Genomic DNA, 22,402 nt, shown 5'->3' on the forward strand with positions numbered 1-22,402 from the left:
TTACACTAAAATTTAAAAACTTTCCACTATATAGAATGTGATTTATTAGAATCGCTTAGTCATAATAATCTTACGTATAGCTCCTACATTAATAAATACATGCAATCCAAAGCCAATAAGAGCTACGTAATATAGGTTAATTCCTATGAGGTCACCTACATATACAAGAATAACAGCTAACACAACATTTGAAAAGAACCCAAGCACAAAATTACTAAGATCAAAGGTTCGTTCCAATGCAGCTCGGCTACCACCAAATACAGCATCTAGTGCAGCCAGAACAGCGACTGATGTGTAATTTGCATAACTTATAGGTATATGAAATGGTGAAAGCCACCCTAATGTAGTACCTACAATTAGACCAACAATGGCAAAGATATAAATATTCATTCTTTACCTCCTGTTTCATTAGGCTTTATATGCTCTTCTCTGAAGGTTCCTGTAAAAGCTGGAATAGCTAATTCATTTTCTTCCTTTATGGTTACCTTTATGCCCCAGTGTTTCAAGGAATCTACCACACCGCCTCGCATGGTGAGCGCAGAATTTAATGTTTTTGGATCACCAATCGCTTTAACTGTAAAAGGAGCCCCAAAAACCTTACCATTCACAGTAATAGTTGGACCAGAGCATCGTATTTCAGAAGTTCCTATGAGACGTTGATCATTGATAGCTATCGCCTCAGCCCCACCAGCTCGTAATTCATTAACAATACGTAAAATATCTTCATCATGAATTACATATAAATTAGGATTTTCACCACTTTGAATTGGCTTTAAGCTATCCTCGATTAATACACTAACACCCGTACCTTTAACATTTGTTAAAGCAGCTTTCATCATCAACTGTTCGTCTGCTTTAACATTGCCAGTAGCACCAGACTGTTTAAGCTCTTCTATTTGTTTTAACAATGCATCACGTTCACTTTGGGCCTCTCGCAATTGTACAGCTAAATCACCAGCTCGTTGTAAACGGATATTTTCTTCTATATTATCTTGAGTCATCTTATATTGGGTGACAACCATGAAACCCAATATACAGCTGACTAAGGCTATTGCCCACCGTTCGTGTCTCACGACAATCATCTACCTTTTATCTTCAACATGACCTTGCTTATCTTGTTTTTTATCATCCTTCTTAGTAGATGAATCTTCTGTATTCTTTGTTCCAGGCTGATGCTTTTTAACTTCCGGTATTACATCAGTTTTTATATATGGCGATGAAACATTAACATCTATATATTGTACATTACTATGTGTTGTCTTAATATCTTGTAACATGGACTGAGTTAACTCGGCTTTTTTAGGTAAGTCTTTACTATCCCCTAATCTAATTTGCACCCCCGATACGGTATAAGCCATTATTGCATCAGGATCTCCTATATTGACTTCTGCAATATTCTTGAAGGTGCTCTCATCAAGAGAGTTCAAGTATTCAAGAGCCGCCAAAATGGGCTTATCCACAACGGTATCACCTAACAAAATATTTCCCGCCTTAACGCCTGATATCATTGGTACCGACGTATCTTGTATTGCAGGCTCTGATGCAATCACTTGACCTTTACTGTCAAGTGTTAAATAACCAAACTGAGCTGGTACAACTGCAACAGCCTTGCGTTCTATGACACGTACAACCATTGTAAATGGTAATTGATAACTAATTTGGGCCTCTTCAACCCGTAAGTCTTTCGCCAATCTAGTTTTTAATTTCTCTGTACTAATTTGCAATATATTTACAGGTTCATGAATATCCCCTGCTACCATTACATCTTGTACAGTTACCTTATCCGATCCTACAATTTTTAAGGATCCAAAAGGAATAGGTAGTGTAAACAATCCCACCAACACGAGAGTAACTGCACCACCGATTTTTAACACTCGTTTTCTAAATACAGCCCGTTCATCTTGAACAGGTGTAGAAGACTGCATCTCCCCAGAGTTGGATGGATGGTATTGCTTATCATCCATAGATAACTCCTTATGTTCTATTCAGCCCTTAAAATTTCCCTATACTAGCTGTTAATAGAATCTTTTCACATAATGTTGGAAAGTCAATTCCCATTTCTTTAGCTGCCTTTGGTACTAAAGACGTTGCCGTCATACCTGGCACAGTATTGTATTCTAGAACATACATATTATCTGCATGATCTGTCATAATATCAACACGAATAACCCCACTGCCTTGTACTTCGCGATACACAAGTTCCCCTATGCGTTGCATTTCAGCAGTCATTTCTTCACTAATAGGCGCAGGTACTAAATATTCTGTAGCACCTACAGTATATTTACTGGTATAGTCATACTCACCAGAATGTGGACGGATTTCAATTACTGACAATGCCTTCCCGTCAAGAACGGATACTGTAAATTCGCGACCATCAAGAAATTGCTCTACTACAAGAATCGGATCATATTTTAGCGCTTCTGTAACAGCAGCCTCCAATTGTGCCTCATCACGAACGATGGTAACGCCAATACTAGAGCCTTGAGTAGCAGATTTCACCACTACAGGAATCGTAAACTGTTTACGAATATGTCCTATAATGGCTTCTGCAGATTCTAAATTACCATTAAAGGATTCAGAAGTAGCTGTTGGAATATTAGCCCCTTTGAAAACATCTTTGCTTACTTTTTTATTCATTCCTACCGCATGAGCCATGATGCCCGATCCAGTATATGGAATTTCTGCCATTTCAAGTAAGCCTTGTAATGCACCATCTTCACCATAACGACCGTGAATTGCATTAAATACAATCTCTCCACCTAAGGATTCAATGTCTTTTAAAACAGTACGAGGATTAAGTTCTAATGTTTGGGCATTATACCCCTTGCTTTCGAGTGCTTCCGCAATAGCAGCGCCAGTACGGCGAGATACTTCAGCCTCTTTGGAAGGGCCACCCATCAATACGATTATTTTTTTATCTTTCATTGTAAGCCTTCCTCCAATATAGCTAATAATTTTGGTCCATATTGATTAATAGAACCGGCCCCCATTGTGATAACCAGATCGTTAGGTCGCACAATTTTTGCCAATACAGCCGGTATATCATCAACAGATGGTACATAATGTACAACCTTATGTGTAGCAGCTTCAACAGCATCAGGAATAGTACGTCCATCGATACCTGCAATCGGATCTTCACCAGAACTGTAAATATCTGTCATATATATTTCATCAGCACTTGTAAAAGCAGTGGCAAATTCATCTTTCAACAAGCTTGTACGTGTATACCGATGCGGTTGAAACACACAAATAACGCGATGTTTTTCAAGCTCTTTTGCTGCTCTTAAGGTCGCTTTAATTTCTGTTGGATGATGTGCATAATCATCGACAACCCAGACGCCAGCAACATGACCTTTTGTTTCAAAACGTCGTTTTGCACCGATAAATTTACCTAACGCTTTTGTAATAAAGCGATTTTCTACACCGCAACATTCATGAGCCACAATAAAGGCTGCCAATGAGTTTAATACATTATGTTCTCCAGGCACGCGCAAGCTGATACGGCTTATATTAATACCTTTATGATATATATCATATACCAAGGAAGAGTCCACATAATGAATATTTTTTGCTACATAATCATTATTATCCTCTAAGCCATACGTAATAAAAGTACGTTTTACGCGGCTCATAATATAACGAATATTTTCATTATCACCACATACGATAGCCTTGCCCGCTTCTGGTAACGTTTCGACGAACTCACAGAAAGCGTTTAACAAGTTATCCATAGTCTTATAATGATCCATATGATCATCTTCAATATTAGTTATAACGATAGTATGTGGACGCAATTTTAAAAATGAACCATCGCTCTCATCCGCTTCCACAACGGAAAAATGTCCTTTCCCAAGACAACTGCTACCTTTGAGATAATCTACTTCGCCACCGATAATTACCGTAGGGTCCGCATTAGCCTCCACTAAAATTTGTCCAATCATTGAAGTTGTAGATGTTTTACCATGCGCACCAGCTACTGCGATACCATCTGTTACATCTAATACAGCCTTTACAATATCAGAACGATGTAAAATGGTAATCCCTTGCTCTTTAGCGGCAACAATTTCAGGATTGTCTTCACGAATCGCTGTAGAACGAACTATGGCATCAACACCATTTACATATTCTTTATTATGACCGATATGCACCGTGGCACCCATATCTCTAAACTTAGAAATCACTGCAGATTCAGCAATATCTGAACCAGATACATCATAACCTTTTTGAATCAAAATATTCGCTATCGCACGCATACCAGATCCACCAATACCGATAAGGTGAATTTTGTGAATACCGTCTAACATAAAACCTCTCCTTGTTACTTTGCAATAGATAAAGCTAATTTTGCAATATCATGAGCCGCATTCGGTTTCCCCAATTGCAATGCTCGGTCTCCCATTTGTGCCAACAAATCACGGTTGGCCATAAACATCTCGATTTCCCCTATTAAATCGTGAGCACTCAACATTTTATCTACAATCATATGCGCCGCCCCTTCTTGTACAAAGATACGTGCATTATAGGTTTGATGATCTTCCGCTGCGTATGGATACGGTATCAATACGGATGGAATACCGCGAACTGCTAATTCTGCAAGACCTATAGCACCAGATCTAAATACTGCTAAATCGGCTGCTGCTAGTGCTTTTGGCATATCATGTAAATACGGCAAAATCAAAGATGAACTACCTAAACCATCCCCACCGGTAATACCCAATTGGGATAAAACAGATTCATATTCTCCGTTTCCCGTAATATGGATTAATTTAATACCTTTCACACCTTGGAAGTGTTTATGTACATCTATCATAGCATTGTTAATAGTTCTCGCCCCTCGAGAACCTCCAGCTATGAGTACTGTAAAAGTATCATCACTTAAGTTGAAATAGTTACGTCCCTCTGTTCTCGAATCAACTAGCACATCTGGACGAACAGGATTCCCTGTATAGACTACGCGCTTTGCTTTAGAAAACGATGCTTCTGCATCCTTATAGCCTAGGGCTACCACATCAACAAAACGGCTCAGAATTTTATTAGTAATACCTGCTATGACATTCTGTTCTTGAATTATAGTAGGAATATTATGTAATGCTGCAGCCAAGAGAACAGGGCCACATACATAACCACCAGTACCAATAACCACATCAGGTTTAAACTTGCAGACTATAGCATTAGCTTTTACAATGCCTAAAGCAGTTTTACCTAATGTAACTAATGTACCTAACGATAATTGACGCTGCAAGCCTTGCACAGGAATCGTAGTAAACTCTATCCCCTCTTTAGGAACTAATGTAGCCTCGAGACCTTGCTTGGTACCAACATATAACACCTTTGCATCAGGATTTTGTTTCATAATTTCCTTATATATAGTTATTGCTGGATATATATGTCCACCAGTGCCACCACCTGAAATAATAACACGTTTCATTAATGGTGTCCTCCCTCTTGCAACATATGAACACAACGTTTAAAGTCATCTCCACGCTCTTCAAAACAGCTGTACCAATCAAAGCTTGAGCAAGCCGGAGATAATAGCACAATATCGCCAGTCTCTGCCAATTTATAGCCTTGTTCTACGGCTTCTTTCATGGATAAAGCACGATAAATCGGCTTCACACCAGCCTCTTTTGCAGCCGTCTCAAAACGATCTGCTGCTTCCCCCATGAAAATAACAGCTTTAGTCTTCTCCTTAACTAACTCCATGAAGTCTTCTAAAGGCGTCATTTTATCATGACCACCAGCTAATAGAATAACTTGTTGATCAAAGGATTCTAATGCTTTAACCACAGAATCTACATTAGTCGCTTTAGAATCATTATAAAATGTAATACCATCAATCGTCTTAACGCGTTCTAAACGATGTTCAACGCCATGGAACTCACTAATAATACGATGAATTGTTTCTACAGGTACGCCCAATGCATGAGATAAAGCAATAACGGTCAATATGTTTTCAATATTATGACTGCCTGGAATATGAATATCTTCATTTCCAATAACAAAATTTGCTACCCCATCTTTAGCAATATAACATTGCCCATCAGCATAATAAGCGCCATTCTCTACGGCTTTTTTTTGACTAATTTTTAGAATATGACTAGGCGAACGATGTTCCATATCAGCTACAACGGGATCATCTATATTCAACACTAAATAATCTGTACTTAATTGATTTTCAAAGATGCGTTCCTTCGCAGCAATATAGTTTTCCATCGTCTTATGACGAGCTAAGTGATCTGGAGTAATATTGAGCATAATAGCCCCAATAGGCCTAAAATGCTTGATTGTCTCTAATTGATAACTAGATAATTCAGCTACTAAAAAACCATCTGCAGGCATAGAATATGCCACTTCACTAAGGGAATCACCAATATTTCCACCGACGTGAACTGGTTTTCCAGAGCCTTCTAGTACTTTAGTTAATAAGGTTGTTGTCGTAGTCTTACCATTTGTACCAGTAACAGCTACGATAGGTGATTTAGATACTTCATAAGCTAATTCTACTTCACTGACCACGTCAATACCATGGGCCTGTGCTGCTTTTACAATCGGAATATCTAAAGAAATACCTGGAGAAATAACGATACGATCCACGCCATCTAGCAAGGATTCATCTTGACGTCCTGTAATAATATTTACCCCTGCCGCAACGAGTCGTTTCTCCTCAGCCGTAGGCAGTGTCATAGGCTTATAATCATTTAACACAACATGCGCACCCACTTGGGCTAATACCCAAGATGCACCTATACCGCTAGCTCCAGCGCCAAGAACAAGTATATGTTTATCTCCATATTCCATCTATATCACCTAAATTATTTATAAAATTAATGTATCCTATCTAATAAGCATACCATTATTTACAACTTCCGTTAAGTATTATCTTATAAAGTTATAGTCGCTAAAAGTACACCAATAATGGCTAAAACAGCGCCACCAAACCAGAAACGATTAACAACTGTTTGTTCTGCCCATCCGGAAAGTTCAAAATGGTGATGAATAGGACTCATCTTAAATACACGCACACCACGTGTTTTGAAAGAAATAACTTGAATAATAACAGATAATGCTTCCATAACAAAAATGCCACCAATCACCACAAGTAGCAATTCTGTTTTAGTTAAAATAGCCATTGCTGCAAAGGCACCACCTAATGCCAAAGAGCCTGTATCCCCCATGAATACTTTTGCAGGGTTCACATTATATACCAAAAAGCCAAGACATACAGCTGCTATTACAGCGCCGAAGTACGCAACACTTTCAGCACCAATAGAATTTGTCATCGATGCAGCCATCAAACCAATAACAGAGAATGCTATCGCCGCCACTGCTGATGTACCACCAGCAAGACCATCAAGACCATCTGTTAAATTTACTGCATTTGTAGCTCCTACAATAATCAAAAATGCCAATACATAATAACCCCATCCCAATTGTAATTGTATATCTACAACAGGAATCCATAATGTGGTAGGAACAACCATAATCTCAGTAATGCAATAACAGAATACAGCAGCCAATATAAATTGTCCAAGTAATTTTTGCTTCGCTGTTAATCCAAGATTGCGTTTTTTTACAGCTTTTACAAAATCATCAAAAAAACCTAATAAACAATGACCCAGTGTTAAAAATAATAACATTCCTGTGCCCACACTCCATGGTGCAAACAATGCCACGCCAATAACAAGGGCCACCATCATGAAAGCACCACCCATTGTTGGCGTACCGGCTTTTGCTTGATGACTTTCAGGGCCTTCTTCACGAATACTTTGTTGTGCGTGCAAAGAACGCAACATAGGAATAGCAATTTTACCTAGCACTACCGTAATGATGAAAGTCGCTACGAAGGCTAATAGAATGTGATTTATCATATGAATCCTCTACTTATTAATAAATAGGACGGCTAGATATAACTAGCCGTTACCTATTATTCTCGATCCTTTAATTCTTCAACAACGCGCTCCATTCGTAAACCACGGGAACCTTTCACAAGGATAACATCCCCTTTTTCACGAATATCACTATATGCGTTGGCCATTTCTAAATGGCTGTTACAACGGAATGTAGTTAAACCCGCTTTTTTTGCTTCCTTTGCAATGAAGGCAGCAGCATCACCAAAGGTGAATACAACACTATAACCCTCTTCAGCAAGCAAATGGCCGATTTCACGATGTGCTTCTTCAGAGAAGTCGCCGAGCTCGAGCATATCGCCTAGCATCGCAATTTTACGCTTACCTTCTAATTGGCCAAGTGCTTTAATAGCTTCTGCCATGGATGAAGGGTTTGCATTATAAGCATCATTTAAGATAACAATATCTTCAAATGGAACGATTTCTTGACGCATTGGAGTTCCACTAAACTCACTCAAACCTTTGCGAATTGTGTTAGATTTAATGCCTAGCACTCGGCCTGCAACAATAGCCGCCAATGCATCATATACATTGTGTTCACCAATCATAGGCAAGAAGATATCAAAAACTTCATCATAACACTTACAAGTGAACTTAATACCGTCTTTTTTATAGCGCAAATGGCTACCAATACAAGTAGCATTCCGTTCAATACCATAGGTAATTGTTTTACCCTTAGCTAAACGATCCATAGCTTTTACATATGGATCATCTTCATTAAGGATAGCCACGCTGTTTTCAGGCAAGCAACGAATCAATTCACCTTTCGCTTCGGCAATGGCTTCTCGAGAACCTAAAAGCTCGATGTGACTAGTACCAACATTAGTAATAATCCCCATCGTTGGTTCTGCAATCAAGGCCAGTTCTTCAATTTGTCCGAGCCCACGCATACCCATTTCAACAACACAGGCTTCATGCTCAGCAGTTAAGCGCAATAGTGTTTTTGGTAAGCCAATTTCATTATTAAAATTTTTCTCAGTTTTTAATACATTAAATTCTGTGCCAAGTACGGCTGCCACCATTTCCTTTGTCGTAGTCTTACCAGAGGAACCAGTAATAGCAACTACAGGAATATCAAAGCGGCGACGATGATATCGTGCTAAGTTTTGATATGCTACCAAAGTATTGTCTACCTCGATGCAAGCAATACCTTCTACAGAACGTCCTTTTTCAACGATAGCCCCTGTAGCACCTTTTTCGATAGCCGCATTGATAAAATCATGGCCATCAAAGGTATCACCTTTTAAGGCTACAAATAAAAAGCCTGATTCAATAGTTCTTGTATCAGTAGACACATCTAAAAACTTAATATTATCGGTATGTGCACTCGTCCCCTTTGTGGCCTCCAGTACTTGAGACAATGTAAATTCTGCCATATTAGATCTCCTTGAGGGCTGCTCGCGCCTCTTCACGATCATCAAAATGGATCGTTTTATCCTTTAAGATTTGGTAATCCTCATGCCCCTTACCTGCAATGAGTACAATATCCCCAGATTTTGCATGTTGTATTGCATGTTGAATCGCTTCTCGACGATCAACGATAACTTCATAGTGAGTTCCTTCTCGAAGGCCGTCTTTAACGCCGACTTCCACATCTTTAACAATTTGTACAGGATCCTCTGTACGCGGATTATCAGATGTAACATACACAACATCACCGTATTGTGCCGCAATGCGTCCCATAATAGGACGTTTGGTTGCATCTCGGTCACCGCCACAGCCAAAGACTACAATAATACGATTTTCTTGAATAGCCTTTGCTGTTTGTAAAATATTTTCTAACCCATCTGGTGTATGTGCATAGTCTACAACAACAGCAAATGGTTGACCTTCTTCAATCAATTCAAAACGACCAGGTACAGCACTAAATGTTTTCAACGCTTTATCGATGTCTTCCATGGAAATACCTTCTAATAAGCAGGCACCAATAGCTGCTAATGTATTATACACATTAAACAAGCCAGTCGTATTCATTGCAACTGTATAGTCATGACCATCATAAGATACCGTGTAACGGCTAGACTTTGGCGTCATATCAACGTCATGAGCATTCAATGTGCCGCTACCATCAATACTATAGGTAATGATAGGGGCTGTAGTTTTTTCAACAACCCGATGTCCATAGGCATCATCAATATTGATGACAGCACCCTTACCAGATTTTACTTGGTTTGGTTTGCTAACCTGTTCAAATAGTTTACATTTAGCTGCCAAGTAATTTTCAAATGTTTTGTGAAAGTCTAAATGATCTTGTGTAAGATTTGTGAATACAGCCGTATCATACTCAACACCAGATACGCGTCCTAAAGCCAACGCATGAGAAGATACTTCCATTACACAATGTGTAACCCCCTCTTCTACCATTTGATGCAAAATATGTTGTAAATCTACTACGTCAGGGGTCGTGTTATGAATCGGATATGATGTATCACCAATCATGATATGAACAGTACCAATCACACCGACCTTATGACCTTGAGCTTTCAAAATATGACGAATCATATGAGTTGTAGTCGTTTTACCATTAGTACCAGTGACACCAATCATGCGCATGGAATTGGCTGGATAATCAAAAAAGTATGGCACACAGGCCATCATAGCCGCACGTGTATCTTCAACAGTAATAACACAAACATCACTATTTACCTCAACAGGTTTAGATACTAATACGGCTACTGCCCCAGCCTCAACAGCTTTATTAACATAGTCATGTCCATCGACAGTAGCACCATCTAAAGCAATAAATAAACTACCTGCTTTTACAGCACGAGAATCAGCGGTTACATCTAAAATTTCAACAGCTGTATTACCTTCTACATGCGGTGCATGTAAGGTTTTTACTATATCTTGTAAGTGTTTCATATATAATCTCCTTTACACGCAAAGGAAAGCAGCCCAATACGAGCTGCTTCGCCTGCTAGTCTATAATTTGCTGTTTCTCTTGTACATTACGTTCAGTAACAGCGCTTTTTGTGCTATAAACAAAAGAATCAGGCAAAACCATTCCTAGTTGTTCTTCTGCGATTTGTTGGATACGTACAGGAGACTTCAAGGAAGCCACTTCAACGTCTAATGCATCGTTATCTTTTGTTAATTGTACTACAGCTTGCTGTGTTTTAACTACCTCATAGCCCAACTTTGTACTGTATGCATTCATAACCATCATAATAAGTAAGCATGCAACTAATGCAGCAATGCCATATACAACTTGCCACATCATAGGGCTTAAATCTAAAGCTACGTTTGCACTACGTCTTCTCCCTTGTGCAATAACCAACATATCACCTTTTACTTGGCCCACAACAGCCTTTCTCGCTAACATAACACTTAACCCCTTCCAAATCTACAACTTTACTGCTACGCGCAATTTAGCGCTTCTAGCTCTCGGATTAACTTCAATCTCCCCTATACTTGGCTCTATAGCCTTATTCTTTGCCTTTACAACTGCCTTGTGATTACAAACACACACAGGCAATTGTGGAGGACATATACATGCAGTACTTAACTCTTTAAAAGTTTGCTTTGTAATTCGATCTTCCAAGGAGTGGAATGTAATAACTCCAATCTTTCCCTTTGGTTTTAACATCGATACAGCATCTACAAAACTATCATGCAAGATTGCTAATTCTCTATTTACTTCGATGCGAATAGCTTGAAACGTCCGTTTTGCCGGATGAGGTCCATCTTGTCGCGCCTTTGCAGGTATTGCATTCTTAATAATTCTAACTAACTCACCAGTAGTAGTAATTCTTTTTTCTTGGCGTGCTTCAACAATAAACTCAACAATCCGTTTAGCCCATCGTTCTTCCCCATAGTCGCGGATAATTTGCAGTAATTGTTCACTGTCATATTCATTAACAATTTCCTCTGCCGTGAGAGGTGCATCTTTATCCATACGCATATCAAGAGGTCCATCATTCATATATGAAAAACCTCGTTCAGGAGTATCTAGTTGATAGCTGGATACACCAAGATCAAATATAAAACCATCGACTTCATAAATGCCCGCATTTTGGAGGGCTTCTTTTAAGTTAGAAAAGTTTGTAGGTATCGTTAACACCTGACATTTCAAATCAGATAAACGCTGTCGAGCTACACTCAAAGCATCTTCATCCTGATCTAAACCTATAATAATGCCTTCTGGATCTAGCATCTCACCCACTGCGTGAGCATGTCCTGCCCCACCAAGGGTACAGTCCACATAAATGCCTTTTGGATTAGTTACGACGGAGTCCACTGTTTCACGTAAGAGTACGCTAGTATGATTAAATTCCATCATAGCCTCCTATAACATAATCCCTTCAAGCCCTTCAACTAACTCTTCCATGCTTTCAGCCACTTGTTCATCATAGAAATCGAATTTTTCACGGCTCCAAATTTCAACGTGGTCTCCAGCACCTACAATAACAGCCTGTTTATCAAGGCTTGCATATTCACGTAGTGGTACAGGAATAAGGACACGACCTTGTTTATCATATTCAAGCTCAGCAGCACTACCAAAAACAAAACGTTTCAAGGCACGTACGCTAGCTTTAGTGGAAGATTGGGATTGTAAAGCAGTAGAAATTTTCTTCCATGCCTCTTCGGTGTAAATAGCCAAGCAGTTATCTAGACCTTTTGTAACGATGCACAAATCGCCTAGTTGTTCACGTATTTTAGCAGGTATAATCATCCGCCCTTTTGTATCAATAGTGTGATTATATTCGCCCATGAACATATGTATCACCGCCCTTTACTATTTCTTATCCACCACTATATGGTAAATTCTACCACAATTCCCCACCTTTCACAACAAAAAATCCATTTTTATCCCACTTTTTTATATTTTTCTTGTTTAATCTCTATTTTTCTCCTCTTTTCTACAATACATATGTTCGATTAAATATTCAAAATTAATTAATTTAACCACTCTCCACCACAATGGTGAAATACTACTCCTTAGACGGACACAATCCCCACTTTTAGATGTATTATGTTTAGGAACTCAATGTATTATGTTTAATAACTTATAAATGTTAAATATATTTAGGTCTATATAAAAAAAGCACAAAAAAACCTCATCAATGTACAATCATACATTGATGAGGTTTTCCTCTATTTATATAGTTTTAATTATAGTATTAGAATTTGGATTCGATAGCCGCTTGAAGATCGCCTTTAGGCAAGAAACCGATTTTACGGTCTACTACTTCACCATCTTTTAAGATAACGAATGTAGGCAATACTTCAACTTGTAAGTTACGTGCTAATTCTGGTTCTTCATCAGCGTTTACTTTTACAAAGTTAGCTTTACCTTCAAGCTCACCTGCAATTTCTTCAATGATTGGCATCATACGTACGCAATAACCGCACCATGGAGCCCAGAAGTCAACAACAGTAACACCACCTTGGTTTACTAAATCTTGATATTCAGCAGTTTTTAAATCTTTTAATTCGCTCATTGTACCCTCCTACGGTAATTGAACTAATACACAATCTTGAATGACATGCAGATCTAAAGCATGTGCTTTTTCAACAACAGATGGTTTATCCGCCCCCGGTTGCAACCACACAACAGAAATGCCAAGTTCTTTGCATTCATCAAGTGCAGCTAACCCCGCTGCTTCTGGTACAACAAAATCTACCACAGCAGGCACAACGGGAAGTGAAGAAAGACTAGAATAACAAGTGTCTCCATCTATTTCTGCAATATTAGGATTGACTGGATATACTTCATATCCGTGATCTTTAAGACATTTATAAATCTTATAACCGAACTTCTCGGTTTTATGGGTAGCTCCAATAACGGCCCATACTTTTTGATCTAAAGCTTGTTGAATTGTCATTTCGACCACCTCTTATATACTATTATAAATAAATATCGAATATTGTCAATATATTATATCGAATTATATAGTTAAAGAATTATTCTCTTTTAGCAAACATCCTATAACATAAATCAATACTATTTTACTACTCTATTCTTTAATTTGTATCTCAATCGTTTTCTGACTAAGACTAGGTACATTTAAATCAATCTCAATTAATTCAGATAAACTAATTTCTCTACGACTTAATGTATGAGCTTCAACTAAGCCCCCTACAATAGCCAGCTCACCTAAAATTCTATTAGGAGACCACTGATTTTCACGCAATTCTCGAATAGTAATACTCTTTTGTCGCTTAGACAATCTATGTCCTTCAGAATCAATTAATAATGGAGCATGCCCATAAGAAGGTATTTGTATATTTTTAGAATTGAAACTGGTTTGTAATGTTTTATATAAATATATTTGCTGCCCCGTAGTCTCTAGTAAATCATCTCCACGAATGACCTCCGTTATCCCCATAACAATATCATCCAGTACGACAGCTAAATTATAGGCATACATACCATCACCACGACGCAATACATAATCATCTAATTCACCTTCTAAATGAATATGTTGAAAGCCTTGCCAACGATCCACGAAATCTAAATCACAAGAATTAACGGCTAAACGCAAAGATGGCTCCTTAGACATCATAAATTCTTTTATCAATTTATCCTCTAGATGACGGCAATGGCCATCGTAACGATGAATTACATCGCCGACATGGGGTGCCGAAGCAATAGACTGGAGCCTTGTACGATTACAAAAGCAAGGATAAATTAGTTTTTCTGATGCAAGATGTTCTAATATTTCTCCATAATATGTTTGCCGTTCACTTTGCCAATATGTTGATTCTGGACCACCAACACGAGGTCCTTCATCCCATTCAAAGCCTAGCCACTCTAAATCATCTAATAGAGCTTCCCCTAAATCCCGTTTAGAACGTTGGATGTCTATATCCTCCATTCGCACAACATACTGCCCTTTTTGTTGCCTCGTAGAAACATAGGATAAGAGGGCTATCCACACATTGCCAAGATGGATATATCCTGTGGGGCTTGGAGCAAATCGGCCTTTCATAATGGACCCTCCTACAGTACAAAACAAGTGGCATATCCCGTAGAATTACACAGAATATGCCACCATACATGATATAAGACAATTATCCTAGAGAAATGATGTTATCGAATACCTTACCAGCGTCTTTAATTTTTTGTTCGTTCCCCATTGTACAAATATGATTATCCTTCAATACGGGTTCAACCACATCTGCTAAAGCAACGATATCCTCTGGCTTACAAGCGATAACTTGTTTACGAAACTCTACCTTATCCTCTAGTTTAGCACCGCTAAAATACATCCCCATCGCACGTGGGCCACGCAACGCAGGAGTCATAGGCAAGTCCAAGGAGCTCATAGTACCGATAATATATTTACGCATCTCACGATTAGTCAACGTAAACTCACGAAGATATTGAGGTAATTCTTTATATACATTTAATGTTTCTACCAAGTTTGGATCTCGATAGCTACAGAAAATCATATTCCCATCATCATAGAAGTTTGCAAAGGCACCGTAAGCACCACCTTGTACACGAATGCGAATCCAAAGATATTCATAGCGTAAAATCGTCTCTAATACACTCATTGGGCCTACGTGTTTATACCCATGGTCTACAAAGTTACCACCTTGAGCTACGTATTGAACCTTACCAGCTGTAACGATACCATCATTACCAGACAAACGTGTAATCTTTAATTTATCATTACTTAACTCAGTAGTATCCCAGGTTTCAATCAATGGTTTCATAAGATGTTCAAAGGCTTCTAATTCGCCTTCTTCACCAACGAACATGATATCCACATTGTTAGCACGGAAAATCTTACGAGCTACATCAGCTAATTTTTCTGGCAATAATGGTAATGCCGCAGGATTAGAAGCCAACTCGCTAATCTTTTGATAGTAACCAAAGTTACCATTATCTCTAAATTTACCAACTGCAGACACTTGAGCCATAACACGTTGACTTACGATGGAATTACCACGACGGAATGCTTCATTATCCCAAATAGCTTTGCTTTCTTGAACAAGTTCAGTCAAGCGTCTATCGTCACTATAATCTGCTTTTTGTACTACTTCGTTAATCAAACGGCATAAGTCAGGTAATTTAGAATGCAAAGCTTTAGCTCGAACAATCATGAGAGGCGTAAATTCATCACGCTTACCATCTTTGCTAATAGCCGTAATATCTGAGCTTAAACCACCAAGATTCATATTGATATCTTTCGCCAATGCTTCATAGCCACGTTCAGATGTGTCAATACGACCAATAATATCACTTAAAATATCGGCGTAGAACAATTCATCTTCTGTAAGACAGCTTAAATTAAAGTAAAGCCCTACATAGTTGATGCCTTTTGTGAAAGTAGGCACAAAATGTACTGTAGTGTTGCCAATTTTACTTTCACGACGTTCTACCTCTTCAATATTAGGATTTAAATCTGATAATTCAAGCAATGGTATCGATGCTAACGCTTCGTCGCTATCTGGAGCCTCTTGACGAAGTTTAAGTCGTTTTGTTTGCTCTACAATTGCTTCGATTTCTTCTGGAGACATCTTAGCTTTTACAGAAGCTAAATGTTCTTTAACCTCTGCATCCTTGCGCTCTTGAAGACCCCGTTCAGGATAAATAGAAACAAGCACTTTATGATTGTTATTTAAGATAGATTGACGAATTAAATCTTCAAAGTACGTACCGGATAAGCCCTTACGAATATTCACTAATGCTTCTTCGTAGTGTAATAACTCGAGTGGATCATTGTCATATAGCCAGTTATCCATCATACGGATAACATACGCTAAACCAATTGGCCGACCTCCAAAGTCACTTTCACGAAGAGCAAACTCAATGCTATTCAAGGAAGCTTCTAATAATTCTTTATCTAAACCATTATCACAAAGTTCTTGCAATGTAGACTCCACAATGCGTTGCAACTCAGCTTGTTTATCGAGATTGGAACCAGTTGCTTGCACGGTCCACAAAGGTTGACGAATACTATCAAGATAATAGCCACTCACATCAGAGCCAATACCTGCTTTCACCAAAGCCTGTTTAAGAGGAGCCGCAGGAGATGTCAACAATGCATGTGTTAATACCTCAAAAGCCAAGCTATGCTCAGGCGTTACATCAGGTAAAACATAGGCAAAGGAATGTAAAGTTCGGTTGTCTGTTGGCTCTTCAGAACCTACGCTATATGGATAGCTTACCACCTTACCTTTTGTAAATGGAGTTTGTATACCAACCTCTGTATTAACCTCAATAGCATCAAAATGACTTAAGTACTCATCATTCAAGAATGCCAATTGCTCTTCAATATTCATATCACCATAAAGGAAGATATAACTATTGGACGGATGATAATGAACTCGATAGAACTCTTGGAACTCTTCATAAGTTAAGTCTGTAATATGGTCAGGATCTCCACCAGAATCAACACCATAAGTGGTATCTGGGAAAAGTTCACGCATCATTTGGCGTTCTAGAACGGAATCCGGAGAGGAATAAACCCCCTTCATCTCATTAAATACAACACCTTTATAGGTAAGTTCATCGTCCGCACTATCTAATTCATAATGCCAACCTTCTTGCATTACGATTTCCGCATCTTCACGAACGCGTGGATACAATACAGCATCAAGATATACGTCCATCAAGTTGTGGAAGTCTTTATCATTCTTACTGGCTACAGGATACATTGTTTTATCAGGGTAAGTCATAGCGTTTAAGAACGTGTTTAAAGATCCTTTAACAAGCTCAACAAATGGCTCTTTTAAAGGAAACTTACAAGAACCACATAAAACGGAATGTTCCATAATATGTGCCACACCAGTACTATTATGTGGTGTTGTTCTAAAAGCGATATTGAATACTTTATTAGAATCTGGTGAATCAATATAAATTAAACGAGCACCAGACTTTTCATGTTTCATTTCATAAGCGGTACCATTGATCTCATCAATGCGCTCAATGCGGTCAAGGCGAAAGCCAGAATAAACCTTATTTATTTCCATGCTGTCCCTTCTTTCTATACTAATATAATGATTTCTCTCTGAATAATTTATTATATCATATCGATGACTCTATATATAGATGTTAAGAATAATTATCGAATTACAAAACCCCATAGGCAAGTATACCCATGGGGTTCATATTATTTATTATGTTGCATCTGCCACTTTTGATTACGACGCAAGGTTAATAAGCCTTCTAACACGGCTTCGAATTGTATAAAACTCAATGTATATGGTTGATACATATCTGGTACAACCTTGTAAGTAATAGTAACCTCAGACTTATCGTAATCATAGAAGATACCATGTAAATTACTCATTGTTGTATAACCAGTTTGAGCTTGTTCCAATGTTGGAATAGGCTGATTTTTTAGATTTCCTAGTAGATCGCTAATGAAACCTTCCTTACGACCTTGGTCATTGAGCATTTCATCCATAAAACTACGTAGACTATCCATGCAGTGATTAACCTCGTTGATCTAACAATAAGCCATTATGAATTACACGAACAGCATCTTTTACGCGATCTTCAGCAACAAGACAAGAAATACTAATTTCAGAAGTAGAAATGATTTCAATATTGATACCTTCTTGGCTCAAGATATCAAACATTTGCGCAGCTACACCAGGTTGTCCTAACATGCCTGCACCAATAATGGAAACTTTCGCCATTTTTTCGTCAATATTAACAGCTTCAATATCTACTGCTTTTTGTAATTCTTCTAATACTTCTCGAGCTAATACCACATCATCCATAGCTACTGTAAAGATAAGATCAGTTTTTGGTTCTCCCACGGAACGGATAGATTGAACAATCATATCTACGTCAACGTTTCTAGCAGCTAATGCTTTGAATACAGTCGCTGCAACACCTGGTTTATTTTCAACGCCTACAAGAGCTACTTTTGCTGTATTTGTATCATCAGCTACGCCAGTAATTACGTGTTTATTTGCTTCCACAGTATAATCCTCCCGAATAATAGTACCTGGTTTATCACTAAATGTAGAACGTACATGAATAGGTACACCATAACGGAAACCCATTTCTACGGCACGCGGCTGCATTACACCTGCACCAAGGCGTGCCATCTCAAGCATTTCGCCATACGTTACTTCTTCTAATTTGAAAGCTTCCTTCGCCACGCGAGGATCTGTAGAATATACGCCGTCTACGTCCGTAAAAATCTCACATACATCCGCTTTCATAGCACCTGCCAATGCAACAGCTGTTGTATCAGAGCCACCACGGCCTAATGTCACCATATCACCATATTCAGTTATACCTTGGAAACCAGCAACTACCACAATTTTACCTTCATCCAAAGCTTCAAACACACGATTAGGATCAACGCCCAAAATGCGACCTTTATTAAACGTATCACTACTTGTGATACCTGCTTGATCACCTGTTAAGGATACAGATTCCTGACCACGTTCGTTAAAAGCCATTGCCATCAATGCAATTGTTACTTGTTCACCGGTAGACAACAAGCGGTCCATTTCACGACCATACGGCTTGGATGTAACTTGTTTAGCTAAGGCCACCAAGTCATCAGTTGTATCACCCATAGCGGATACAACAAGAACGATTTTATCGTCAGCTTGCTTCTCACGAAGAACGCGATCAACAATATTAAATATTTTTTCTGGTGTAGCTACGGAACTACCACCAAATTTTTTAACGATTAAGGCCACAATAATCCCTCATTTAACTATGTTTACTAAATATCAATATGCATATACTTTACCACAAACAAATAGCACTGTAAAGGGATGTACAGCAATTAATCCACTGGAGTGATACAAAACTCCTTTTTATATGGACATTAAAAATCAAATAATATGTCTATAATATGATGAATATGCATTAAATAATCCTAACACGTATTAGCCATAATGCCATTAAATATCTACTATTGAAAGTTTAACTTTACCTCATTATTAAGCTATGTAAACACATAGATATACAAAAAGACCAGCCCTCGGGCTGGTCTTTATTAGTTGTTTTAGTTAATTAAGCAACTACGATATCTTTTTCGGATTCCCACAAGCCATGGATATTGCAGTAGGAAACAGCGATCAATTTACCGGATTTTTTCAAAGCTACTGCTAAAGTACCTTCAGAAACTGCTGCTACAGGACCTTCGTTTGCAGTTGCACCGTCACCATGAACGTTGAACTCGATAGCGCCAACTTCGAATGGCAATTGAGTGCCTTCAGCTACGAAGTACAATTTAATCCAATCAATGTGATGTTCTACAGTGTTTGGATGTGCAATGTCTTTACCTACGGATAAAGTAACGTGGAAAGTTTCACCTGCTTTTACAGTGTCAACTGTTTCGATAACAGGAACGTGTTTTTCAGTAGCGAAATCGCCAGATTTAATGTAATCATGTACAGCCATAGTTAACCTCCTGGTTAGTCTTATATACATACTTAATGTCAAGAATATTGAGCACCTCTGTGCTTATGACTATATTATACATTTTCGATATAGTTTTAGCAAGTTCTTTTTCGATTTTTTTCGATTTTTTTGAATTAAATCAAAATTCTATGCCTTTAGCAGCTTTTATGCCCTTTTCATAAGCATGCTTTACTACCTTCATTTCTGTTACGGTATCCGCCATATCAATGATTTCAGGTTTAGCATAACGCCCCGTCAAAACAACATGAAGTCTTTTTGGCTTATTCTTAAGCATTTCCACTACAGAGTGCACATCGATAAGCTCATAATTAATGGCATTATTTATTTCATCCATAACAATTAGATCCCATTTGTCGGAGTTTACTTCCTCTACCAATGTACGCCAAGCGGCTTGTGCTGCTTCTTTGTGGCGAGCAAGCTCAGCTTCTCCTACTTCATCACGTTTATAGTAAATAAAGCCTTTTCCCATAGAGCGAATTTCAACTTGATCACCTAATTTAGCGAGACCTGCCAATTCACCATAGCCATTGCCACTCTTAATAAATTGTAATATAAGAACCTTGAAACCTTGTCCGACAGCACGTAAAACAACGCCTAATGCCGCTGTTGTTTTACCTTTACCATTCCCTGTATTAACTAGAATTAATCCACGTTCTTCCATAATAGCTCCTTTAATACGAACTGTCCCGCAGAATGTAATTGTGATAACACATAGTCATATAAACCTATTAAATACATTTATACATCTATTACTTTTGGGCCTTATAAGCAGCACATGTATCAACAAAATGTTGTGCCCCTTCATCAGAGCCAGCAAAGTTCAAATGTAAGTAAGAAGCTAATACATTTTTTGTTGCATAGCCGCCGTCATACGATTGAGGTTTACGGCCTCCTTCTAAATGAAAAGCCCATGGGAAGTCATCTATAGTTGGCTCCATTGTAGAGAAATGGAACTCATGACCACGAATAGCTGTATTCATAGCACCTAGCAAAGTATCTCTCTTTGCTGTTGCTGTAACATATCCCACCTTTTGAAGCTTTTGTTGCATCACACAATTGGCAGGTACAATACCTACAGTTTTATATACAGAACCTTCAAAGTCATGAATACTTTCACAAAGATACATAAGGCCACCACATTCAGCATAAATAGGCATACCTTGTGCATTAGCTTGGCGGATAGATTCCTTCATAGACTCATTACTAGATAACTGGAATAAAAACATTTCTGGGAAGCCACCACCGAATACAAGTCCGTCTACATCGGGAATTACCGAGTCATTAAGCGGACTAAAGTAAACAAGCTCAGCCCCTTTTTCCTCTAACGCAGCAAGACTAGCAGGATAATAAAAAGAGAATGCCTCATCATAAGCTACACCGATTTTCACACGTTTTTCAATGGTTTTAACATCTATAGCATCTGGTAGTTCGATAGTTGGTGCATTAGTAGCAATTTCCAATAGTGCATCGAGATTTACCATCTTCTCAACAGCTTCTCGAATCGTATTAATCGCCTCTGTTGGATCGATTTCAGTAACTGGTGTAAGTCCTAAATGACGCTCTGGTGAATGCATACGATCATCACGGTAAATAGCACCAATAACGGGTACGCCAATTTTATCCATTCCTTCACGAACCATACGCTCATGATTAGCAGAGCCTAAGCGGTTTAAGATGACACCACCAAAGTTTACCTCTGGGTCATAGTCACGGAACCCTTTAGCAATAGCTGCCGCACTTTCACCCATAGCCTTGCAATCGATAACAAGCACCACTGGTGCATTTAACTGTTTAGCAATTTGAGCCGTAGAACTAACGCCTTCTCGACCACCATCGTAAAGGCCCATAACACCTTCAATAATAGCAAGGTCTACATCATGTGCCATTGTAGCAAAGAAAGGAGTCAACTTGTGAGGTGGCACAAGCCACGTATCTAAATTATAGCTTTCACGGCCGGATGCAATTTTATGAAAGCCCGGATCAATATAATCCGGGCCCACTTTAAAAGATTGCACCGTACGTCCACCATTTGCATAAGCTGCCAATAAGCCCGCGACGATAGTTGTTTTACCAACACCAGAATTGGTGCCTGCAATGACAACACGTGGAATCTGTACTGTGTTCATAGATATTACCTCGCAATACG

At 38.6% G+C, this 22,402-nt stretch carries 22 protein-coding genes; all 22 read right to left on the reverse strand.

Features of this window, described 5'->3' with window-relative positions; all coding sequences use genetic code 11:
• Positions 1–45 precede the first annotated feature (45 nt).
• The gene (locus tag KHY58_RS01920; protein WP_004696202.1) at positions 46–390 is read right to left on the reverse strand and encodes a small basic family protein; all 345 of its coding nucleotides are present in this window, start codon (positions 388–390) and stop codon (positions 46–48) included.
• Entirely contained in the window at positions 387–1,082 is a 696-nt protein-coding gene (locus KHY58_RS01925) for a DUF881 domain-containing protein (RefSeq protein WP_042986433.1), read from the reverse strand. Before KHY58_RS01925 ends, KHY58_RS01920 begins: the two co-directional genes overlap by 4 nt.
• On the reverse strand, positions 1,083–1,964 hold the full coding sequence (locus tag KHY58_RS01930; RefSeq protein ID WP_221740944.1) for a cell division protein FtsQ/DivIB: 882 nt from the start codon (positions 1,962–1,964) through the stop codon (positions 1,083–1,085). It abuts the gene before it with no gap.
• 28 nt (positions 1,965–1,992) lie between these two features.
• On the reverse strand, positions 1,993–2,925 hold the full coding sequence (locus KHY58_RS01935; RefSeq protein WP_021148271.1) for a D-alanine--D-alanine ligase family protein: 933 nt from the start codon (positions 2,923–2,925) through the stop codon (positions 1,993–1,995).
• Positions 2,922–4,304: a UDP-N-acetylmuramate--L-alanine ligase gene (gene murC, locus KHY58_RS01940; RefSeq protein ID WP_278471705.1), complete on the reverse strand. Its 1,383-nt coding sequence runs from the start codon at positions 4,302–4,304 to the stop codon at positions 2,922–2,924. Before murC ends, KHY58_RS01935 begins: the two co-directional genes overlap by 4 nt.
• 14 nt (positions 4,305–4,318) lie before the next feature.
• Entirely contained in the window at positions 4,319–5,428 is a 1,110-nt protein-coding gene (gene murG, locus KHY58_RS01945) for an undecaprenyldiphospho-muramoylpentapeptide beta-N-acetylglucosaminyltransferase (RefSeq protein ID WP_278471707.1), read from the reverse strand.
• A complete protein-coding gene (murD, locus tag KHY58_RS01950; RefSeq protein ID WP_215675555.1) occupies positions 5,428–6,798 on the reverse strand; it encodes a UDP-N-acetylmuramoyl-L-alanine--D-glutamate ligase in 1,371 nt (456 codons plus the stop codon). Before murD ends, murG begins: the two co-directional genes overlap by 1 nt.
• An 83-nt stretch (positions 6,799–6,881) precedes the next feature.
• Positions 6,882–7,868 carry a phospho-N-acetylmuramoyl-pentapeptide-transferase gene (gene mraY / locus KHY58_RS01955; protein ID WP_278471709.1) on the reverse strand — a complete coding sequence of 329 codons (987 nt, stop codon included), beginning with the start codon at positions 7,866–7,868 and terminating at the stop codon, positions 6,882–6,884.
• A gap of 56 nt (positions 7,869–7,924) precedes the next feature.
• Positions 7,925–9,283, reverse strand: a complete 1,359-nt coding sequence (locus tag KHY58_RS01960; protein ID WP_004696219.1) for a UDP-N-acetylmuramoyl-tripeptide--D-alanyl-D-alanine ligase — start codon at positions 9,281–9,283, stop codon at positions 7,925–7,927.
• 1 nt (position 9,284) lies between these two features.
• The gene (locus tag KHY58_RS01965; RefSeq protein ID WP_278471713.1) at positions 9,285–10,769 is read right to left on the reverse strand and encodes a UDP-N-acetylmuramoyl-L-alanyl-D-glutamate--2,6-diaminopimelate ligase; all 1,485 of its coding nucleotides are present in this window, start codon (positions 10,767–10,769) and stop codon (positions 9,285–9,287) included.
• Between the two features lie 55 nt (positions 10,770–10,824).
• Complete coding sequence (gene ftsL / locus KHY58_RS01970; RefSeq protein ID WP_004697156.1) at positions 10,825–11,229, reverse strand: cell division protein FtsL; 405 nt, start codon at positions 11,227–11,229, stop codon at positions 10,825–10,827.
• 21 nt (positions 11,230–11,250) lie between these two features.
• Entirely contained in the window at positions 11,251–12,183 is a 933-nt protein-coding gene (gene rsmH, locus KHY58_RS01975; RefSeq protein WP_278471715.1) for a 16S rRNA (cytosine(1402)-N(4))-methyltransferase RsmH, read from the reverse strand.
• 9 nt (positions 12,184–12,192) lie between these two features.
• Positions 12,193–12,624 (reverse strand): division/cell wall cluster transcriptional repressor MraZ, encoded by a 432-nt coding sequence (gene mraZ, locus KHY58_RS01980; protein ID WP_118091313.1) that lies wholly within the window; start codon positions 12,622–12,624, stop codon positions 12,193–12,195.
• A gap of 403 nt (positions 12,625–13,027) precedes the next feature.
• The gene (gene trxA, locus KHY58_RS01985; protein ID WP_004696229.1) at positions 13,028–13,348 is read right to left on the reverse strand and encodes a thioredoxin; all 321 of its coding nucleotides are present in this window, start codon (positions 13,346–13,348) and stop codon (positions 13,028–13,030) included.
• 9 nt (positions 13,349–13,357) lie between these two features.
• On the reverse strand, positions 13,358–13,732 hold the full coding sequence (locus tag KHY58_RS01990) for a CoA-binding protein (protein ID WP_278471927.1): 375 nt from the start codon (positions 13,730–13,732) through the stop codon (positions 13,358–13,360).
• 132 nt (positions 13,733–13,864) lie between these two features.
• Complete coding sequence (gene gluQRS, locus KHY58_RS01995) at positions 13,865–14,839, reverse strand: tRNA glutamyl-Q(34) synthetase GluQRS (protein ID WP_278471717.1); 975 nt, start codon at positions 14,837–14,839, stop codon at positions 13,865–13,867.
• An 82-nt stretch (positions 14,840–14,921) separates the two neighbouring features.
• The gene (locus KHY58_RS02000) at positions 14,922–17,831 is read right to left on the reverse strand and encodes an insulinase family protein (protein ID WP_024061915.1); all 2,910 of its coding nucleotides are present in this window, start codon (positions 17,829–17,831) and stop codon (positions 14,922–14,924) included.
• A 140-nt stretch (positions 17,832–17,971) separates the two neighbouring features.
• The gene (locus tag KHY58_RS02005) at positions 17,972–18,289 is read right to left on the reverse strand and encodes a hypothetical protein (protein ID WP_004696238.1); all 318 of its coding nucleotides are present in this window, start codon (positions 18,287–18,289) and stop codon (positions 17,972–17,974) included.
• A gap of 7 nt (positions 18,290–18,296) precedes the next feature.
• The gene (locus KHY58_RS02010) at positions 18,297–19,526 is read right to left on the reverse strand and encodes an aspartate kinase (protein WP_004696945.1); all 1,230 of its coding nucleotides are present in this window, start codon (positions 19,524–19,526) and stop codon (positions 18,297–18,299) included.
• Between the two features lie 319 nt (positions 19,527–19,845).
• Complete coding sequence (locus KHY58_RS02015) at positions 19,846–20,235, reverse strand: class II SORL domain-containing protein (protein ID WP_004696242.1); 390 nt, start codon at positions 20,233–20,235, stop codon at positions 19,846–19,848.
• A gap of 139 nt (positions 20,236–20,374) precedes the next feature.
• Positions 20,375–20,917 carry a cob(I)yrinic acid a,c-diamide adenosyltransferase gene (gene cobO, locus KHY58_RS02020; protein ID WP_024061916.1) on the reverse strand — a complete coding sequence of 181 codons (543 nt, stop codon included), beginning with the start codon at positions 20,915–20,917 and terminating at the stop codon, positions 20,375–20,377.
• Positions 20,918–21,005: 88 nt separating this feature from the next.
• Positions 21,006–22,382 (reverse strand): cobyrinate a,c-diamide synthase, encoded by a 1,377-nt coding sequence (locus KHY58_RS02025; protein ID WP_024061917.1) that lies wholly within the window; start codon positions 22,380–22,382, stop codon positions 21,006–21,008.
• Positions 22,383–22,402: the final 20 nt, after the last annotated feature.

It is taken from the genome of Veillonella parvula (genome assembly GCF_018366295.1).
GTDB classification, from domain to species: Bacteria; Bacillota; Negativicutes; order Veillonellales; family Veillonellaceae; genus Veillonella; species Veillonella parvula_P.

Excerpts from the sequence above, each read along its gene's own strand:
- KHY58_RS01920 (WP_004696202.1), bottom strand. The coding sequence starts at position 390 with ATGAATATTTATATCTTTGCCATTGTTGGTCTAATTGTAGGTACTACA.
- KHY58_RS02005 (WP_004696238.1), bottom strand. The coding sequence starts at position 18,289 with ATGGATAGTCTACGTAGTTTTATGGATGAAATGCTCAATGACCAAGGT.
- rsmH (WP_278471715.1), bottom strand. The coding sequence starts at position 12,183 with ATGGAATTTAATCATACTAGCGTACTCTTACGTGAAACAGTGGACTCC.
- trxA (WP_004696229.1), bottom strand. The coding sequence starts at position 13,348 with ATGAGCGAATTAAAAGATTTAAAAACTGCTGAATATCAAGATTTAGTA.
- KHY58_RS02000 (WP_024061915.1), bottom strand. The coding sequence starts at position 17,831 with ATGGAAATAAATAAGGTTTATTCTGGCTTTCGCCTTGACCGCATTGAG.
- murC (WP_278471705.1), bottom strand. The coding sequence starts at position 4,304 with ATGTTAGACGGTATTCACAAAATTCACCTTATCGGTATTGGTGGATCT.
- KHY58_RS01990 (WP_278471927.1), bottom strand. The coding sequence starts at position 13,732 with ATGACAATTCAACAAGCTTTAGATCAAAAAGTATGGGCCGTTATTGGA.
- mraY (WP_278471709.1), bottom strand. The coding sequence starts at position 7,868 with ATGATAAATCACATTCTATTAGCCTTCGTAGCGACTTTCATCATTACG.
- murG (WP_278471707.1), bottom strand. The coding sequence starts at position 5,428 with ATGAAACGTGTTATTATTTCAGGTGGTGGCACTGGTGGACATATATAT.
- KHY58_RS02025 (WP_024061917.1), bottom strand. The coding sequence starts at position 22,382 with ATGAACACAGTACAGATTCCACGTGTTGTCATTGCAGGCACCAATTCT.
- KHY58_RS01930 (WP_221740944.1), bottom strand. The coding sequence starts at position 1,964 with ATGGATGATAAGCAATACCATCCATCCAACTCTGGGGAGATGCAGTCT.
- KHY58_RS02015 (WP_004696242.1), bottom strand. The coding sequence starts at position 20,235 with ATGGCTGTACATGATTACATTAAATCTGGCGATTTCGCTACTGAAAAA.
- ftsL (WP_004697156.1), bottom strand. The coding sequence starts at position 11,229 with ATGTTAGCGAGAAAGGCTGTTGTGGGCCAAGTAAAAGGTGATATGTTG.
- cobO (WP_024061916.1), bottom strand. The coding sequence starts at position 20,917 with ATGGAAGAACGTGGATTAATTCTAGTTAATACAGGGAATGGTAAAGGT.
- gluQRS (WP_278471717.1), bottom strand. The coding sequence starts at position 14,839 with ATGAAAGGCCGATTTGCTCCAAGCCCCACAGGATATATCCATCTTGGC.
- murD (WP_215675555.1), bottom strand. The coding sequence starts at position 6,798 with ATGGAATATGGAGATAAACATATACTTGTTCTTGGCGCTGGAGCTAGC.
- KHY58_RS01960 (WP_004696219.1), bottom strand. The coding sequence starts at position 9,283 with ATGGCAGAATTTACATTGTCTCAAGTACTGGAGGCCACAAAGGGGACG.
- KHY58_RS01935 (WP_021148271.1), bottom strand. The coding sequence starts at position 2,925 with ATGAAAGATAAAAAAATAATCGTATTGATGGGTGGCCCTTCCAAAGAG.
- mraZ (WP_118091313.1), bottom strand. The coding sequence starts at position 12,624 with ATGTTCATGGGCGAATATAATCACACTATTGATACAAAAGGGCGGATG.
- KHY58_RS01925 (WP_042986433.1), bottom strand. The coding sequence starts at position 1,082 with ATGATTGTCGTGAGACACGAACGGTGGGCAATAGCCTTAGTCAGCTGT.
- KHY58_RS01965 (WP_278471713.1), bottom strand. The coding sequence starts at position 10,769 with ATGAAACACTTACAAGATATAGTAAAAACCTTACATGCACCGCATGTA.